Below are 16,551 nucleotides of genomic sequence, written 5' to 3' on the forward strand. Positions count from 1 at the left end.
ATCACTCTCCGGAGAGGAGGTCGAGGCCGCCGCGGCGGCCGAAGAGGCGCGGGATGAACAGGGCCAGGGCGATCAGGGCGATGGATCCCGCGAGCATGAGCGTGCCGACCGCGTTGATGGTGGGCTGGACGCCGAAGCGGATCGCGGAGTAGATGCGCACCGACAGGGGCTGGGGGTCGACGCCGGTGGTGAAGTAGGCGAGCACGAAGTCGTCGAAGACCAGGGCGAAGATCAGTACCGCGCTGGCCAGGGCGGCGGGCAGCAGTGCCGGGAGGGTGACCAGGCGGACCGCCTGCCAGCGGGTGGCGCCGAGGTCCATGGCGGCCTCCTCCACCTCGGGGTTGAGGGCGGCGACGCGGGAGCGCAGCACGACGGTGACGTAGGAGATGGAGAAGGTGATCTCGGCGAGCATCACCGTGAAGGTGGACAGGGGGATGCCGAGGCCCTTGAACAGCAGCATCGAGGCGACGCCGGTGACGATCTCGGGGGTGATCAGCGGGACCAGCATGATCAGTCCGGCCAGTGAGCCCAGCCGGGTGCGGCAGCGGACCAGGCCGAGGGCGAGGGCGACGCCGAGGAGTACCGAGCCGGCCATCGCCACCAGGGAGATGCGCAGGCTGGTTCCCAGGGAGGCGATCAGGACGTCGTCGTGGGCGAAGGCGCGGTACCAGCGCAGGCTGAACCCGTCGAAGACGGTCAGGGACTTCTGGGAGTTGAAGGAGAACAGGGCCACGACCGCGATGGGCAGGTACAGCAGCGCGAAGAACAGGGTGGTGATCGCGATGAGGACGCGGGGCCTGCGGCGGCCTCGGCGGCGCTTGGCCGTACGGGCGGATTCACGGGCCGGGGCGGTGGCGGTGGGGGTGCTGACGAGGGTCATCGCAGGGCCTCCGCCTCGTCCTTGCGGGTGCGCCGCAGATAGCCGAGCATCCCGATCAGCAGGACCAGCATCAGCAGCATGGTGAGCGCCGAGCCGAGCGGCCAGTTCTGGCCCTGGAAGAACTTGTCCTGGATGAGGTTGCCGATCATGATCTGGTCCGGTCCTCCCATGAGCTGTGCGCTGACGAAGTCGCCCATCGCGGGCAGGAAGACCAGCACAAGTCCGGCCGCCGCGCCCTGCCGGGTGGCGGGCAGGGTGACGAAGAAGAAGGTGCGGACGGGACCGCCGTACAGGTCGCGGCCGGCCTCGATGAGCGAGACGTCGAGGCGTTCCAGGGCCGCGTACAACGGGATGATCATGAAGACGACGAAGCCGTAGACGAGTCCCGCGATGACGCCGAAGGAGCTGTTGAGGATCTTGGTGCCCCCGTCGGCCAGGCCGATCGCGCGCAGGGCGCGCAGCAGCGGGCCGTCGTCGGAGAGGACCACCGACCAGCCGTACATCCGCACCAGGTAGTTGGCGAAGAAGGGGACCACGATCGCGGCGATCAGCGCGTGCTTGTAGCGGCCGCCGTACAGGGCGATCGTGTACGCCACCGGGTAGGCGATCAGCAGGCAGATCAGGCAGGTGAGCAGGGCGTAGCCCAGGGAGCGGGCGAGGACCTCGGTGTAGGCGGGGTCGGCGAGGGCGCGTACGGCGGACAGGTCGAAGCCGAAGCGGGGGTTGCCGAGTTCGTCGGTGGTGCCGACGGCGAGGACGGCGACCAGGAGCAGCGAGGCGACCAGGAATCCGGCCATCCACAGGGTGCCGGGGAGCATGAACCAGACCCAGATCCGGTTGCCGGAGGTGTCCCGGCGGCGGGTGCGGGAGGAGTTGCGCAGCAGTGCCATGGCTCAGCCCGCCTTCACATGGGTCCAGGCGGTGTCGCGCGCCTCTTCCGCCGCGCGGTCGCCGTTGCGGAAGAACGCGTCGGCCTTCAGGTCCTCCTGGGTCACCAGGCACTCCGGGAAGGGTTCGACGAGGTCGGCGTAGACCTTCTCGGAGCCCGCGACCGGCATCGGGTAGCCGATGTACTCGATGTTCTTCTTCACGTTCTCCGGCCGGAGCATGTAGTCGATGAACAGCATCGCGGTACCGGGGTGGGGCGCGTTCCAGGGGATGGCGTAGCAGTCGGAGTTGATCGGGGTGCCCTCCTTCGGCGCCTGGAACCCGAACACCGAGGGGTCCTCGGCCTGGTTGAGCATCGCGGCCATGTCGCCGCTCCACGCCTGCTGGATGTAGGCGTTGCCGTTGAGGAGGTTGTTGTAGCTGTCGCTGGAGAAGCCGCGCAGCCGGGGCCGCAGGTCGCCCAGCAGATCCGTGATGCGGTCGAGGTTGCCGGGGTCGCCGGTGCTGACGTCGAGGCCGAGGGTGAGGGCGGCCATGCCGAGCACTTCGTCGCGGTCGTCGAGCAGGAAGACCTTGCCGCGTGCGCGGTCGTTCCACAGGTCCCGCCAGGAGTCGGTGAGGTCACCGATCTTGTCGCGCCGCCAGCCGATACCGGTCTTGTACGCGGTGAAGGGGACGGTGTGCGCGGAGCCGGGGTCGTACCAGGGGTCGGTGAAGTAGGTGTACGTGCCGAACACGGCGTCGGCGTTGCTGAGCCGGGCGTGGTCGATACGGCGCAGGCGGCCGCCGCGGGCCAGGCGCTGGGCCCATTTGGCGGTGGGGAAGATGATGTCGTAGCGGTTGCCGGCGTTGAGTTTGGCGACCATGCCTTCCATCGAGTCGAAGTTCGACTGGATGACCTTGACGCCGTACTCCTTCTCGAAGCCTTTGAACACGGCCGGGTCGACGAAGTCGGCCCAGTTGAAGTAGACGAGATCGCCGTCGACGCGCGGCTCGGGCGGAGCGAGCCGGTCGGCGGCGGGTTTGTCGGCGGGCATGAACCCGCAGCCGCCGACCGCTGCGCCCAGCAGGCCGCAGGCGCCCGCCCGCAGAAGGGCGCGTCGGGACGGCGGTGGTACCTCGGGGGACATGGAGCGTCCTCTCCGTCGAGGAACGGCACAAGTCCAGGGCTGGACCGGCTGGTCGTTTCGCTTCGGGCCCTGAATCCGAAGGCGGGACCGGTCTGGGGAGGGCGGGGGTGCGGCTCAGCGGGCGGGGGATAAGGCGATGGCCGACGTCAGGGGCGCGGGTGCGGCGGGCTGGGGCGTCACTCGGCGGCCCCTTCCAGGTCCTGTCGGACGCGGCGGGCGAACCAGCCGACGGCGGCCTCGCGCTGCGAGAGCGGTCCGGGCTCGAATCCGGGGGTGGTCAGGCCGGCCTGGACGCGCTCCACGAGTTCGGCGTCCTCGTCGTTGGTGATCCAGCCGATGTGGATGTTCAGGCGCCGGGCCAGCCGGGTGCGGACGTCCTCGCCGAGCCGGGTGTAGAAGGCGCCGGGGATCGCCGCCCGGTCCTGGGCGGTGGGCAGGGCGGTCCACGCGAGCACGTGGTCAGGGTAGAAGTCGATGAGTGTGTTCGGGTAGATCACGGCGTACCGCCAAACCCGCCGGTCAGCCTCGGTGAGGCCGGGCATCGGGGTCGCGAGGCGCTGGTAGAGCCGCTCGGTCCAGTTCGATGAGGGCTTGTCCCGCAGGGGCGACTCGAACAGGACGTAGTTCTCCCGCACGTCCGCCTTGTACGCGGCGTAGTCGAGCAGGCGCATCAGGGCGGGGTGGGCGACCGGGACGTGGTAGCCCTCCAGATAGTTGTCGACGATCACCTTCCAGTTGGCGTTCTGGTGCTCGCCGCCCGCCGTGTCGTGGATGCGGTGCTTGCCGATCGGTACCAGGTCGGGTCCGACGTAGCGGCCCACGGCCTCGGCGAGCCCCGCGCAGCTCTCGGCGAGCGGGGTGGCCTCCATGTCGAGGTTGACGAAGACGAAGCCGAGGAAGGACTCGACGTTGACCGGGTGCAGTCCCAGCTTGGGCTTGTCCAGGCAGGGGATGCGGCGGGCCTCGGGGGCGCCGACCAGACGGCCGTCGAGTTTGTAGGTCCAGCCGTGGTAGGGGCAGCGGATCGCCTTGCCGGACGGCTCCGGGTCGGTGACCAGGCGGGTTCCGCGGTGTCGGCACACATTGAGGTGGGCGGCGAGGCCGCCGTCCTCGGTGCGGACGACCAGCACTTCCCGGCCGGCGACGGTGGCGGTCAGCCGGGCGCCGGGGCCGGGGAGGTCGGACTCGTGGCAGGCGAGCTGCCAGGACTTGGCGAAGATGCGTTCGGTCTCGGCCCGCGCGATGGCCGGGTCGGTGTAGTAGCGGGCCGCCAGGGCCGTCCCCGGGTGCTCGGGGGGCGGGACCGGCGGGGTGGGGGTGGCGTCGACGTCGGCCGGGCGAGTCGTCGGGGGGTGCATGGGGTCCTCCTCCGCGCCGCGTGGGCGGCGATGGGCGGTGAGGGGTGGCCGGGAGGCAGGTCGGTTTCCGGTGCCCTGCCGTGCGGGGGCAGGCTGCGGAGCTGCCTCGACCAGGCTGACTGATTGATTAGTCAGAGTGAGGTCGACGGCCGGGCAAGTCAAGACTTGTGGCCTGACTAATTAGTTAGTTAGTGTCGAGGGCAGACGGTCGGCCGGGGAATCGGACGGATTCCCGAAGCCCTCCGCACCGCCCGCGGACCCGGTCCGCGCCACGGCTCCCACCTACCTCTCAGTGGCACCGGAGCCCCCTCCCCCCGTCATCGCCGCGCCGCCCCCGTTCCCCTGCCCCGGGAGCGGAGCATCCCGGAGGCACGCATGAGCGCTCGCCGAAGTCTCGTCTGGCTCGGTCTCACCCCCGAGCCCGAACAGGAGCTGCCCGCAGCGGTGGCCGCCCTGCGCTCCCCGCCGGACGACCGCCCGCCCTCGGTCCTCGTCGCCGCCGAGCGCCGCCGCGTCCAGCGGCTGGTACTGCGCGGCACCCAGCGGGCCTGGCTGCGCTATCTGCACGAGGTCACCGAGCTGGTCGTCGAGGCCGCCCGGTCCCGCACCGCCGACCGGGGCGCCGCCCTGCTGGCCGGCGAGGTCGTCCTCGACCACCACCGCATGCTGATCGGCCTGCCCGGACGCGGCTACGACCGCACCGCCGCCCAGCGCCGGGACCTGGAACGGGCGCTGGCCCGCCTGCGCACCCGCACCGAGTACAGGAGCGCCGTATGACCGGGGTGTACTCCCTCCTCCCCGAGAACGGGACCGGCCTCCTCGGCGTACCGCACGGCACCGAGTACCTCGCCGCGGGCGGCTACGCGCCACTGGCCGATGACCTGCTCGACCGGATCGACGCGGCACGTCTGCGCGGCCGGGGCGGCGCCGGGTTCCCGGCCGCCGTCAAACTCCGGGCCGTCCGGGACGCGACGGGACCCCGGGTCGTGGTCGCCAACGGCGAGGAGGGCGAGCCGGGGTCCGTCAAGGACCGCTGGCTGCTGCGCCACCGCCCGCACACCGTGCTGGACGGACTGCGGCTGGCGGCCGCATTGACCGACGCGGAACGCGGATACGTATACGTCTCCGACCCCGCCGCCGAGCAGGCCGTACGCCGCGCACTCGGCGAGCACGGGCCCGGCCTGCCCGTCGATGTCGTCCGCACCGAGCACACGTATGTCGCCGGCGAGGAGAGCGCTGTCGTACGGCGCATCGACGGCGGCCCGGCGCTGCCGACGGCCAAGCCCCCGCGGCCGTTCGAGAGCGGTGTCGGCGGCGCGCCCACCCTCGTCGCCAATGTGGAGACGCTGGCCCGCATCGCCCTCCTGCACTCCCGTCCCGACGCGGCGGACGCCTACTTGGTCACCCTTGCCGGTGGCGGCGGTGGCACCGCGCTGGTGGAGGCCCCGGCAGGCACCCATCTGAAGGTCCTCGCCGATCTGTGCGGACACGGCCGCTCGGAAGCGGTCCTGCTGGGCGGCATGTTCGGCGGACTGTACGGCGAGGGCTGGCGGGACCTGACCCTCGACCACGACGGGCTGCGCGACGCCGGTGCGGCCCTCGGCTGCGGGGCACTGCACTTCCTCGGCCCCGAGGACTGCCCGGTCGCCGTCGCCGTCGAGGCCGCCTCCTACCTGGGGGCGCAGAGCGCCCGCCAGTGCGGGGTCTGCGTCTCCGGCACCGGAGCGATGGCCAAGGCCCTCGCGGCGGCCGCCCGCGGCGAGGGCGACGCGGACACACTCCCCCAACTGCGGCGCTGGTCGAGCCGGCTCCCCGGCCGCGGAGCCTGCGCCCTGCTAGACGCCGCCGCCCGTGTCGTGGCCACCCTCCTCGACCGGTTCCCCGACGTCCTCGACGCCCACCGAAGTCCGGGCTGCGCCGCCTGCGCGCGGCCGGCGCCCGACGACGGACGCCGCTTCACCGTCCCCCTGCCCTGAGCCCTCGCCCGGCGCCCCGAAAGGACCCCTCATGAAACTCCTGCTGGACTCCACCCGCTGCCAGGGCTACGGCCTGTGCCAGGAACCCGCCCCCGACCAGATCGACCTCGACGAGTGGGGCTACGCCTCCGTCCGCGTCACCGAGGTGCCGCCCGGCGGCGAGGCCGACGCCGAGGCCGCCGTCGCCGCCTGCCCCAACTCCGCGCTGCGGCTGGTGAAGTGATGGGACGTGACCTCTCCGCCCTCTTCGACCCGGTCTCCGTCGCCGTCGTCGGGGCCAGCGACGACCCGGCCAAGTACGGGCACGCCATCGCCGCCCAGGCGATCCGCGCGAACGGCCGCCGCCCCGTCCACTTCGTCAACCGGCGCGGCGGCACCGTCCTCGGCCGCACCGCCGCGCCCAGCCTGAGCGCGATCGGGGAGCCCGTCGACCTCGCCGTGATCTCGGTACCCGCCGCCGGTTTCGAGGAGGCCGTCGACGAGGCGCTGCGCTGCGGTGCCCGCGCGCTCGTCGCGATCACCGCCGGTTTCGCCGAGACCGGTGACGTCGGGCGCGCCCGGCAGGAGGCCGTCGCCGAGCGCGTACGGGCCGCCGGAGCGGTGATGGTCGGCCCGAACTGCCTGGGCCTGGCCGACAACACCACCGAACTCTTCATCGCCTCCGACACCTTCACCCCGGGCGGGGTGGCCCTGCTCAGCCAGAGCGGCAACCTCGCCCTGGAACTCCAGCTCCGCTTCCGCCCGCACGGACTCGGCTTCTCCCGGTTCGTCTCGCTCGGCAACCAGGCCGACGTCACCCTCGTCGACCTGCTCGCCGACTGCGCCCGGCACGAGGGCACCGAGGCGATCGCGGTGTACGCGGAGGACTTCGGCGACGGACGCGCCTTCGCCGAGGCGGCGGCCAACGCCGGAAAGCCGGTCGTGCTGCTCACGGCCGGGCGCGGGGACGCCTCCGCGCGCAGCGCCCAGTCGCACACCGGGGCGCTGACCACGTCCGCCGATGTGGTGGCCGCCGCGTGCCGGGACGCGGGGGTGGAACTGGTCGCCACGCCACGCGAGTTGACCATCGCGCTCGCCGCCCGGCAGGGCGGACGCCGGGCCTCGGGGCGCCGGGTCGCGGTGCTCACCGACGGCGGCGGGCACGGCGTCATCGCCGCCGACGCCGTGGAGGCCGCCGGGCTCGCCGTGCCCGAACTGGGCGAGCCGACCCAGGAGCGGCTGCGGAGCACGCTGTGGGAGCAGTCGGCCGTCGCCAACCCGGTGGACCTCGCGGGCATGGGCGAGCAGGACCCGCAGTCCTACGCGCGCACCGTTGAGGAGCTGCTGGCGGCCGAGGAGGTCGACGCGGTGCTGATGACCGGGTACTTCGGCGGCTACGCGGCCTCCGAGGGCGGTCTCGGCGGAGGCGGTACGGCGCTGGCGGACGGGGAGCGGGAGGCGGCGCGTCTGATCGCCGCCCGGCACCGGGCCACCGCCAAGCCCCTGGTGGTGCAGTCGATGTACCCCGAGTCACCGAGCTGCCGCACTCTCGCCGCCGCCGGGATACCCGTGTTCTCCGCCACCGAGGACGCCGCACGCGCCCTCGCCGCCACCGCGCCGGGCGCACCGCACACCGGCGTGGCGCCTCTGCCGAGCCCGGCGGAGCCACTGCGGGAGACCGGCTACATGGAGACCCGCCGGGCCCTGGAGGCCGCCGGGCTCGTCTTCCCCGCCGCACGCGAGGTCCGCGACGAGACCGAACTGCTGGCTGCCGCCGCGGAATTCGCTGGACCGTACGTCCTCAAGGCACTGCACCTGCTGCACAAGTCCGACGCCGGAGGCGTGGCTCTCGGCCTGGCCGGACCCGCCGAACTGCTCGCCGCCTTCCGGAAGATGCACGCCCGGCTGGGCGCCCCCTCCTACTCGGTGGAGGCCATGGCCGACCTGAGCGACGGCATCGAGCTGATCGTCGGCGTCAACCGCGACCCGCGCTTCGGCCCCGTCGCCATGGTGGGCCTGGGCGGAGTGCTCGCCGAGGCACTGCACGACATCGCCTTCACCCTCGCCCCGGTGCCCGCCGACCGCGCCGCGCACCTCCTGCGCCAACTGCGCACCGCGGTCCTGCTCGACGGAGTGCGCGGGCGCCCGGCCGTCGACATCGACGCCGCCGCAGCCGCCGTGGAGGCGATCACCACCTTCGCCGCCGCCCACCCCGAGATCGCCGAGATCGAGGTCAACCCCCTTCTCGTACGGCCCGACGGAGCCCTCGCGCTGGACTCCCGTGCCGTCCTGGCCCGCCCGAGCTGACCGACCACCCCAAGAAGAGGTCCCCATGGACATGCGCTACACCCCCGAGCAGGCCGACCTGAAGCGTCGCGCCGCCGAGTACGCCCGGCTGCTGATGCGGTACGAGGACCGGTCCGAGGAGGCCGGCGGGCCGCTGCCGCAGGAGCTGGTCGAGGAGTTGACCCGCGCCGCGATGGAAGCCGGGGTCTACGCCATCAACATGCCCGCCGAGTGGGGCGGGGCCGGTCTGAGCCTGCTCGACCAGGTCATCGTGGAGGAGGAGTTCGGCAAGGTCACCAATTGCCTGTGGGACATCCCCTGGCGGCCCGCCAACGTCCTCGCCCACGGCGACGAGCGGCAGCGCGAGAAGTATCTGCTGCCGGTGATCCGCGCCGAGAAGTTCGACGCGTTCGCGGTCACCGAGCCCGGCGCGGGTTCCGACCCGTCCGCGGGCACCTCCACGGCCACCCGCACCGAGGGCGGCTGGCTGCTGAGCGGCGAGAAGTGGTTCGTCACCTGCGGCGACATCGCCGACTTCCTGCTGGTGCAGGCGGACGCCGGTCCGGAGAAGCTGCCCACGCTGTTCTTCGTCGACAAGAACGCGCCCGGCGTGGAGATGACCCGCGTCCCGCGGTTCATGCACTCGGCCGTCAACGGGCACCCCGAGTTCACCTTCACCGATGTCTTCGTCGCCGACGAGGACGTGCTCGGCGGGGTCGGCAACGGCTACGAGCTGACCAAGGAGTGGTTCACCGACGAGCGCCTGATGATCGCCGCCCGCACGGTCGGCGCCGCCGAGCGGTGCCTCCAGCTCGCCCGGGACTGGGCCGTGGAGCGGGAGCAGTTCGGGGCGCCCATCGCCTCGTACCAGCTGATCCAGGGCATGCTCGCGGACTGCGCCGTCGACATCGCCGTCAACCGCGCCTACACCCACCAGGTCGCCTGGGAGGCCGACCAGCCCGGCACCGACCGCAAGACCCTGCACGCCAAGGCCTCCACCGCCAAGCTCGCCGCCAGCGAGGCCGCGGGCCGGGTCGCCGACCGCTGCCTGCAGATCTTCGGCGGACGCGGCTACGACCGCACCTACCCCGTCGAGCGCATGTACCGCGAACTGCGCGTGGACCGGATCTGGGAGGGCACCTCCGAGATCCAGCGGCTGATCATCGCCAACGAGCTCATCAAGCGCGGCACCAGGGCGCTGGCCCTGCCCACGCACTGACATCCCCATCCGATTAGTACAGCGAGGACTTTCATGGACTTCCGCCTCACCCCGCGCCAGGTCGAGCTCAAGAGCGCCGCGCGTGCCCTCACCGACTTCATCGCCGGTTACGAGAACCAGTGCGAGGAGGACAACGGCCTGCCCGCCGACGCGCACGCCAAGGTCCGCGACGCGGTGCTGGACGCCGGGCTCCAGGCCGTCAACATGCCCGCCGAGTGGGGCGGTGCCGGTCTCACCATCGCCGAACAGGTCACCGTGCAGGAAGAGTTGGGGCGGCTGACCGGCGCCCTGTGGGACATGGTGTGGCGGCCGGCGAACGCGCTGCGCTTCTGCACCCCCGAGCAGCGCGAGCGGTTCCTCATCCCGGTGATCAAGGGCGAGCGGCGCGACTGTTACGCCGTCACCGAGCCCGGCGCGGGCTCCGACCCGCAGAACCTGGCCACCACCGCCACCAGGAACGACCGGGGCTGGGTGCTCGACGGCGAGAAGTGGTTCGTGACCGTCGGCGACCACGCCGACTTCATGATCGTGCTCGCGGCGGCGGGCGAGGAGCGCGCGCCCACGCTGTTCCTGGTCGACAAGGACACGCCGGGCATCGAGATGACCCGCGTCCCGCGTTTCATGCACACCTTCGTCTACGAGCACCCCGAGTTCACCTTCACCGACGTCCAGGTCGGCGAGGACGCCGTGCTCGGCGGTATCGGCGAGGGCTACGACATCACCCGCTCCTGGTTCACCGAGGAGCGCCTGATGATCGCCGCCCGGACCACCGGCGCCGCCGAGCGGGCCCTGGAGCTGTCGCGGGACTGGGCGGTGGAGCGCGAGCAGTTCGGGGCGCCCATCTCCTCGTACCAGCTCATCCAGGGCATGCTCGCGGACAGCGCCGTCGACATCGCCGTCAACCGCGCCTACACCCACCAGGTGGCCTGGGAGGTCGACAACTCCGCGCCGGAGGACCGCAAGAGGCTGCACGCCAAGGCGGCCATCGCCAAGCTCGCCGCGAGCGAGGCGTCCGGCCGGGTCATCGACCGCTGCCTCCAGATCCACGGCGGCCGGGGTTACGACCGCGCCTACGCCGTCGAGCGGCTCTACCGCGAACTGCGCGTGGACCGGATCTGGGAGGGCACCTCCGAGATCCAGCGGCTGATCATCGCCAATGAGCTGATCAAGCGCGGCTCGGGCGTCCTGGACCTGCCCACCGCCTGACGGAGAGGAACATCGATGACGGACATCAAGCGCGTCGGGGTCGTCGGCTGCGGGCTGATGGGCGCCGGGATCGCCGAGGTCTGCGCCCGGGCCGATCTGCCGGTCACGGTCGTGGAACGCGACGCGGAGGCGGCCCGCACCGGACGGCTGCGCATCGAGCGCTCGCTGGACCGGGCCGCCGCCGGCGGCAGGATCGGCGCGCAGCGGCGGGACGCCGTCGCGTCCCTGATCACCGTCGTCGACGACCTCGACGCGCTCGGCGACCACGACCTGGTGATCGAGGCGGTGGCCGAGGACGAGGCCCTCAAGGTCGACGTCTTCACCCGCCTCGACACCGTGGTCATCGGCGAGCGCGCCATCCTCGCGACGAACACCTCGTCCATCCCGGTCATCCGGCTGGCCGCCGCGACGAGCCGCCCCGACCGCGTGATCGGCGTGCACTTCTTCAACCCGGTGCCGGTGCTCCGGCTCGTGGAGCTGGTGCCGTCACTGCTCACCTCGCCCGAAACCGCGGCCCGCGCGGAGGAGTTCGCGACCGGTGTGCTCGGCAAGGAGGTCGTGCGCACCCGGGACAAGGCGGGCTTCGTCGTCAACGCGCTGCTCGTGCCCTACCTGCTGGCCGCGATCCGCATGGTGGAGTCGGGCAGCGCCAGCGTCGAGGACGTCGACCGCGGCATGGTCCTGGGCTGCGCGCACCCGCTCGGCCCGCTCGCCCTGACCGACCTGATCGGCCTGGACACCACGCGGGCCATCGCGGAGTCGCTGTACGCGGAGTTCCGCGAGCCGCAGTACTCGCCGCCCCCGCTGCTGTCGCGGATGGTCGAGGCCGGGCTGCTGGGCCGTAAGTCGGGCCGGGGCTTCCACGTCTACGACGAGGGGACTTCCCGGCCCGCGCCGACCCCGGCGTGACCTTCGTGGGGGAAGATGGTCACGACTCACGGGCACCGGACGAGGGGAGCCGCAACGTGCCGACCAAGGTGCGCACAGCAGACACGCGCGAGCGCATCCTGACCGCGGCGTGCGAGGTCATCGCCGACATCGGGTTCGAGAAGATCCGGATGCGGATGGTCGCGGAGCGGGCCGGGGTGTCCACGGCCCTGCTCCACTACCACTTCGACACGCGCGAGAAGCTGTTCACCGAGGCGATGACCCACTCCTTCGCCAACACGGCGGTCGACGTGGAGCGGGACGCGGAGACGGCCCCGGCGGCGGTCGTCCTGGCCCGTATCGTGCGCAGTCTGCTGCCCACCGACCCCCAGCTGCACCAGGACTGGCGGCTGTGGCAGGAGCTGTGGGTGCGGGCGCTGCGGGACGAGACCACGCGGGTCTTCGCGGTGGACCTGTACGCGCAGTTGCACGGCTGGGTGTCGGGGGCGATCCGGCGCGGGATCGACTCCGGCGAGTTCACCCCGACCGACGTGGACGAGCTGAGCACGCTGGTGCTGTCGCTGAGCGACGGCTACGGCATCCGTCTGATGCTGCGCGATCCGACGGTCACCCCGGAGTCGGCCGTGGCCGCCATCTGGCGGCACATCGCCGCAGCTCTCGGAGCCCCCGCCGAGCCGCCCGCCTGACGGTCCCCGCTGCGAGGTGACCCGGTCCGTCGCAGACTGGGAAGGTGAGTGACACGCACCTGGGGCGTGGTGACACCACGCCCGCGCCTCGCTCGGCGCATCAGCAGACGCTGGCACTCGCGGCGATGATGTTCGCGGTCGCGATGACGTTCATCGACCAGACCATCGTCTCCATCGCCGCCCCGGACATCGTCCGGGAACTGGAGTTGTCGGCGTCCGGTATGCAGTGGGTGATCAACGCCTACTTGCTGGCTCTCGCCGCCTGTTTCGCCGTCGGCGGCCGTCTGGCCGACCTGTACGGCCCGCGGCGGATCGTGGTCATCGGCACGCTCGTGTTCGTCATCGCCTCCGTGATGTGCGGCTGTGTGCCCAAGGGGGACGTGGCGCAGGGCTGGCTCATCGCGTTCCGGGCCGTCCAGGGCTTCGGGGCGGCGCTGCTCTTCCCCGCCGCGCTCGCGGTCGTCGTCGCGGTGTTCCCGCCTGAACGCCGGGGGCGGGCCCTCGCCCTGTTCTTCGGCCTCTCCGGCGCGCTGACGGCCGTGGGACCGCTGCTGGGCGGCTGGCTCACCGCGGCGTGGACCTGGCGCGCGGTGTTCTGGGTCAACGTGCCCATGGCCGTGATCGCGCTGATCCTGACCGCGCTGGCGCACATCGCCGACCGTCGCCGCCCCGGCACCCTCGACCTGGTCGGCGCGGGTCTCATGGCGGCCGGCATGGGCCTGAGCGTGCTCGGCTTCCAGCAGTCCTTCATCTGGGGCTGGGACAACCCCGCCACCTGGCTGTGCATCGCGGGCGGCCTGGTGATCATCGGCTACTTCGTGCACTACGAGCGGGGCGTCCGCCATCCCCTGATCGACCTGCGCGTCTTCCGGGACAAGGGCTTCGCCGTGGACTCGGCGGTGCTGTTCTTCGCCATGCTCGCCTTCGTCCCGCTGTTCTTCTTCGCGTCCGTGTACGCCCAGGTCTCGCTCAGCGCCTCGCCGAACCAGGCCGCGCTGTTCCTGCTGTACGTCTTCGCCGGGTTCGCCATCGCCTCGCAGTGGGGCGGGCGGATCCTGGACAAGACGGGCGCGCGTCCGGCGCTGAAGATCGGCGGCGTCCTGGGCTGTGTCGGGTTCGCGCTGTGGGCGGGCGAGCTGACCAACCTGAACATGCACGACCAGTGGCCGTACGCGGCCATGGCGGGCGCGGGCATCGGCTTCATCCTGGCCCCGGCCTCCACGGACGCCGTCAACCGCGCCATCGGCCCGTCCTACGGCGAGGTCACGGGCATCACGCAGACCGTGCGCAACTACGCGGCGAGCGTCGGCATGGCCGTCTTCGGCACCATGCTCACCCACGTCACCCGCTCGAACATCACCAGCACCCTGGAGGCGCGGGGCCTGTCCAGCGAGGAGGCCCACGAAGCGGCGCACAGCGTCAGCAGCGCCATCACCGGCAGCGGCGACGCCGACCCGCCCTCGGGCACCGGACCGGGCTCCGACCAGCTGCGGGAGATCGTCGGCGCGGTACAGACTGACTTCGCCGAGGCCAACCAGTGGGTCTTCTACGGCATGGCCATCGCCCTCGGCATCGCGTTCCTGTTCGCGCTGCTGCACCCGGGCGGCACGGTGGCCTCGGCCAAGGAGGAGCACAAGGAGCCCGCGCCGGCACAGATGGGCTGACCGGGCTGTCCGTCAGCCGGTCTGACCGAGCCGTCCGTCACCCGGTCCGACCACGCTGTCCGTCACCCGGCCTGACCGAGCCATCCGTCACCCGGTCCCGCTGTCCGGGCGGCCGCGGGACATCCGCGCCAGGTCGGCCGCCAGGGACTCCAGCCAGCCGAGTACGGCGTAGTACTGCCGGGACGCGTCCACGGGCTCGGGGTTGAACTCGGCGAACAGCGGATCGACCCGCGGGACGGACAGGGACGGCGTGTCCGCGCCGGGGTCCAGGGCGGCGGAGACCAGCAGCATGCGCCCGGCCGTCCGCTCGCCGAGCGCGCCCACGGCCCGGGCGGTCGCCGGGGCCGGCACGGGGACGGGCGGGGTCAGCAGCCGCTCGGAGCCCCACAGGGTGTGGTGCGCGGCGATGAGCGTGGCCTGCCAGTCCACCGACGGCCCCTTGCCGGTGAGGCTGGTCGGCTCGCTCTGGAACTGCGCGTAGGCCGACTCGGCGAGGACGACGGCGTGGTGCAGCGACCGGTGTCCGGGCGGCACCGCGGACACGATCGCGGCCGCCCCACCGGCCACGGACGAGGTGGTCGCCACCACGACCTCCGCGGCCGAGCGCAGCAGTTCCGCGGCCGCGCGGCGCATCTCCGACTGGGCCCCACGGGGCCACGCCAGCAGCCCGACGACCGCGCCGATGGTGCTGCCGACGAACACGTCGAGCAGGCGCACCTCGGCGAGCTGCCAGGTGGACGGCTCCAACTGAGCGAACACCAGGGCCACCAGCACGGTGAACAGGCCCTGGGCCCAGCCGACGCCCTTGACCGGCCCGACCGTGAAGGCGAGGAGCATCCACAGCGGCAGCAGGACGGCGTACACGTCCGTGTGGGTGCCCACGAGGGTCAGGATCGCGGCGGTCAGCAGCGCCCCGGCCAGGGTGCCGGTGAGGGCGAGCCGGACGGTGCGCCGGGTCGCCTCCAGGGTGGTCCGGGTGAGGCTGAGCGTGGCCAGCGTGGCCCAGAAACCGTGCGGCAGCGTGTCGATCCCGGCGACGAGCCGCGCCACCGTGAGAGCCAGCGCGATCCGCACCGCGTTCTGGAAGAGCACCGAGCGCCGCCCGGCGTGGCCGCGCAGCCGGTGCCACCACAGCACCGGGAGCGGGACAGCGGTGTACCAGAACCGCTCCGGCGGCGCCTCCACCTCGGCATGCCGCCCGCGTACGGCACGGTCGGCGGCCGCCGCCGTCGCCAGCGCGGCGTCGGCGATCTCCAGCACGGCGGCGTGCCCGCGCAGGACGGCGGGCGGGAACCCTGGGGTGCCTGCGGGCATGGCCACCAGCGCGGCACGGGCCGTGGAGAGCGCGTCGTACTGCCGCACCGGCGAGGAGCCGCCGCTCAGGCATCCGGCCGTCGCCGTGGCGAGGTCGGCCACGGCACGCAGGACGGCGGTCACCTCGGGCTCCGGTGTTCGGGGCGGGGCGGGGAGCCACGACAGGCGGTTCAGGAGGGTACGGACGGCGAGGCCGGTGTGGGCGAGGGCCCGCGCCCGCACGTCGGGGCCCGCCGGACGCTCCGCCTCCGGCACCATCAGCGACCGCAGGCCACGGCCCGTCTGCTCGGCCGCCTCCCGGTCGGCGTCCGCCAGGGCGTACGGCGGCACGGCCAGGGTGCTCGCAAAGTGGGCGGCGATCCGGGCGCCGCGCGCGGCCCGCTCCTCGTACGGCGCCGGGGTGGGTTCGGGGCGGAACAGCGCCTCGGCCATGATCAGCAGCACCAGCCCTGTCGTCGTACCGACCAGCCGGTCGCCGAGCGAGTCGGGGTCGTAGGGCGGGAACGACGGCAGCATGTAGAGCAGTTGCAGCCCGGGTGCCGCGCCCGCCGGGCGGGGTCCGCCCACGGCGGAGAAGGCCAGCAGGAAGCCGACCGCCAGCATCCCGAGTACGGCGCTCCAGGTGCGTACCGAGAGATAGGTGCCGATGACCACCAGTGCCCAGCACACCGGCAGCACCCGCAGCATGGTCGCCGCCCGCTGCCGCCCGGTGCCCGGAATCCTCGACAGCCCGCCGAGCGACACCACGGCGAAGAGGGCGTAGGTGGCCGCGACGGGATTGTCGAGTCCGTAGCGGAACAGGTAGAAGCCGATCGCGGCGGCCAGCGCCACACGCACGGCCCGGCGGCCGGACGCGGCGTAGGCAGCCGGGAACGCGGGGGCGGCCGGGAACGCGCGGGCCGGGGCACCCTTCACTCCCTCAGGATCACCCAGTCCGGGCGGGTGTGCCGCTCGGCCGTGCCGACTGTCCGAGCGCGCGCCTTGGGGTGTCAGCTGCGTCCGGCATGTACGAAACGGCTGAAAAGAGCAGCTTCGGCCCAGGCGCGGACGGAAAGGATGTCCCGGTCATCGCGAAGG

14 protein-coding genes are annotated in these 16,551 nt (G+C 72.5%); 9 read left to right on the forward strand and 5 right to left on the reverse strand.

Features of this window, described 5'->3' with window-relative positions:
- Position 1: 1 nt before the first annotated feature.
- From GA0115233_RS11235 to GA0115233_RS11250, 4 genes are all read right to left on the reverse strand, one after another.
- Positions 2-880 carry an ABC transporter permease gene (locus tag GA0115233_RS11235; protein WP_093720027.1) on the reverse strand — a complete coding sequence of 293 codons (879 nt, stop codon included), beginning with the start codon at positions 878-880 and terminating at the stop codon, positions 2-4.
- Positions 877-1,770 (reverse strand): ABC transporter permease, encoded by an 894-nt coding sequence (locus GA0115233_RS11240; protein ID WP_093720028.1) that lies wholly within the window; start codon positions 1,768-1,770, stop codon positions 877-879. The genes GA0115233_RS11235 and GA0115233_RS11240 overlap by 4 nt, the downstream gene beginning before the upstream one ends.
- A gap of 3 nt (positions 1,771-1,773) precedes the next feature.
- On the reverse strand, positions 1,774-2,898 hold the full coding sequence (locus GA0115233_RS11245; RefSeq protein WP_093720029.1) for a polyamine ABC transporter substrate-binding protein: 1,125 nt from the start codon (positions 2,896-2,898) through the stop codon (positions 1,774-1,776).
- A gap of 176 nt (positions 2,899-3,074) precedes the next feature.
- Complete coding sequence (locus GA0115233_RS11250) at positions 3,075-4,256, reverse strand: aromatic ring-hydroxylating oxygenase subunit alpha (protein WP_093720030.1); 1,182 nt, start codon at positions 4,254-4,256, stop codon at positions 3,075-3,077.
- Positions 4,257-4,631: 375 nt separating this feature from the next.
- Here GA0115233_RS11250 and GA0115233_RS11255 point away from each other — a divergent pair, with 375 nt between their 5' ends.
- The 9 genes from GA0115233_RS11255 to GA0115233_RS11295 all read left to right on the forward strand — a co-directional run bounded on the left by GA0115233_RS11255 (position 4,632) and on the right by GA0115233_RS11295 (position 14,160).
- A complete protein-coding gene (locus tag GA0115233_RS11255; RefSeq protein ID WP_093720031.1) occupies positions 4,632-5,033 on the forward strand; it encodes a hypothetical protein in 402 nt (133 codons plus the stop codon).
- Entirely contained in the window at positions 5,030-6,232 is a 1,203-nt protein-coding gene (locus GA0115233_RS11260) for an NADH-ubiquinone oxidoreductase-F iron-sulfur binding region domain-containing protein (RefSeq protein WP_093720032.1), read from the forward strand. The genes GA0115233_RS11255 and GA0115233_RS11260 overlap by 4 nt, the downstream gene beginning before the upstream one ends.
- A gap of 31 nt (positions 6,233-6,263) precedes the next feature.
- On the forward strand, positions 6,264-6,455 hold the full coding sequence (locus tag GA0115233_RS11265) for a ferredoxin (RefSeq protein WP_093720033.1): 192 nt from the start codon (positions 6,264-6,266) through the stop codon (positions 6,453-6,455).
- Positions 6,455-8,518: an acetate--CoA ligase family protein gene (locus GA0115233_RS11270; protein WP_093720034.1), complete on the forward strand. Its 2,064-nt coding sequence runs from the start codon at positions 6,455-6,457 to the stop codon at positions 8,516-8,518. Before GA0115233_RS11265 ends, GA0115233_RS11270 begins: the two co-directional genes overlap by 1 nt.
- 25 nt (positions 8,519-8,543) lie before the next feature.
- Positions 8,544-9,716: an acyl-CoA dehydrogenase family protein gene (locus GA0115233_RS11275; protein ID WP_093720035.1), complete on the forward strand. Its 1,173-nt coding sequence runs from the start codon at positions 8,544-8,546 to the stop codon at positions 9,714-9,716.
- A gap of 33 nt (positions 9,717-9,749) precedes the next feature.
- Positions 9,750-10,922 carry an acyl-CoA dehydrogenase family protein gene (locus tag GA0115233_RS11280; protein ID WP_093720036.1) on the forward strand — a complete coding sequence of 391 codons (1,173 nt, stop codon included), beginning with the start codon at positions 9,750-9,752 and terminating at the stop codon, positions 10,920-10,922.
- A gap of 15 nt (positions 10,923-10,937) precedes the next feature.
- Positions 10,938-11,831, forward strand: a complete 894-nt coding sequence (locus tag GA0115233_RS11285) for a 3-hydroxybutyryl-CoA dehydrogenase (RefSeq protein WP_093720037.1) — start codon at positions 10,938-10,940, stop codon at positions 11,829-11,831.
- 56 nt (positions 11,832-11,887) lie between these two features.
- Entirely contained in the window at positions 11,888-12,496 is a 609-nt protein-coding gene (locus GA0115233_RS11290) for a TetR/AcrR family transcriptional regulator (RefSeq protein WP_255310139.1), read from the forward strand.
- 125 nt (positions 12,497-12,621) lie between these two features.
- Positions 12,622-14,160 carry an MFS transporter gene (locus tag GA0115233_RS11295; protein ID WP_093720038.1) on the forward strand — a complete coding sequence of 513 codons (1,539 nt, stop codon included), beginning with the start codon at positions 12,622-12,624 and terminating at the stop codon, positions 14,158-14,160.
- Between the two features lie 87 nt (positions 14,161-14,247).
- Here GA0115233_RS11295 and GA0115233_RS11300 read toward each other — a convergent pair whose 3' ends face one another.
- Positions 14,248-16,389 (reverse strand): FUSC family protein, encoded by a 2,142-nt coding sequence (locus GA0115233_RS11300; RefSeq protein WP_176711729.1) that lies wholly within the window; start codon positions 16,387-16,389, stop codon positions 14,248-14,250.
- Between the last annotated feature and the right edge of the window lie 162 nt (positions 16,390-16,551).

Source organism: Streptomyces sp. DI166, from assembly GCF_900091315.1.
Taxonomy (GTDB): domain Bacteria; phylum Actinomycetota; class Actinomycetes; order Streptomycetales; family Streptomycetaceae; genus Streptomyces; species Streptomyces fuscus.

What these genes read in the sequence shown, in the direction of transcription:
- GA0115233_RS11235 (WP_093720027.1), bottom strand. Translation starts at nt 880, where the DNA reads ATGACCCTCGTCAGCACCCCCACCGCCACCGCCCCGGCCCGTGAATCC.
- GA0115233_RS11240 (WP_093720028.1), bottom strand. Translation starts at nt 1,770, where the DNA reads ATGGCACTGCTGCGCAACTCCTCCCGCACCCGCCGCCGGGACACCTCC.
- GA0115233_RS11245 (WP_093720029.1), bottom strand. Translation starts at nt 2,898, where the DNA reads ATGTCCCCCGAGGTACCACCGCCGTCCCGACGCGCCCTTCTGCGGGCG.
- GA0115233_RS11250 (WP_093720030.1), bottom strand. Translation starts at nt 4,256, where the DNA reads ATGCACCCCCCGACGACTCGCCCGGCCGACGTCGACGCCACCCCCACC.
- GA0115233_RS11255 (WP_093720031.1), top strand. Translation starts at nt 4,632, where the DNA reads ATGAGCGCTCGCCGAAGTCTCGTCTGGCTCGGTCTCACCCCCGAGCCC.
- GA0115233_RS11260 (WP_093720032.1), top strand. Translation starts at nt 5,030, where the DNA reads ATGACCGGGGTGTACTCCCTCCTCCCCGAGAACGGGACCGGCCTCCTC.
- GA0115233_RS11265 (WP_093720033.1), top strand. Translation starts at nt 6,264, where the DNA reads ATGAAACTCCTGCTGGACTCCACCCGCTGCCAGGGCTACGGCCTGTGC.
- GA0115233_RS11270 (WP_093720034.1), top strand. Translation starts at nt 6,455, where the DNA reads ATGGGACGTGACCTCTCCGCCCTCTTCGACCCGGTCTCCGTCGCCGTC.
- GA0115233_RS11275 (WP_093720035.1), top strand. Translation starts at nt 8,544, where the DNA reads ATGGACATGCGCTACACCCCCGAGCAGGCCGACCTGAAGCGTCGCGCC.
- GA0115233_RS11280 (WP_093720036.1), top strand. Translation starts at nt 9,750, where the DNA reads ATGGACTTCCGCCTCACCCCGCGCCAGGTCGAGCTCAAGAGCGCCGCG.
- GA0115233_RS11285 (WP_093720037.1), top strand. Translation starts at nt 10,938, where the DNA reads ATGACGGACATCAAGCGCGTCGGGGTCGTCGGCTGCGGGCTGATGGGC.
- GA0115233_RS11295 (WP_093720038.1), top strand. Translation starts at nt 12,622, where the DNA reads ATGATGTTCGCGGTCGCGATGACGTTCATCGACCAGACCATCGTCTCC.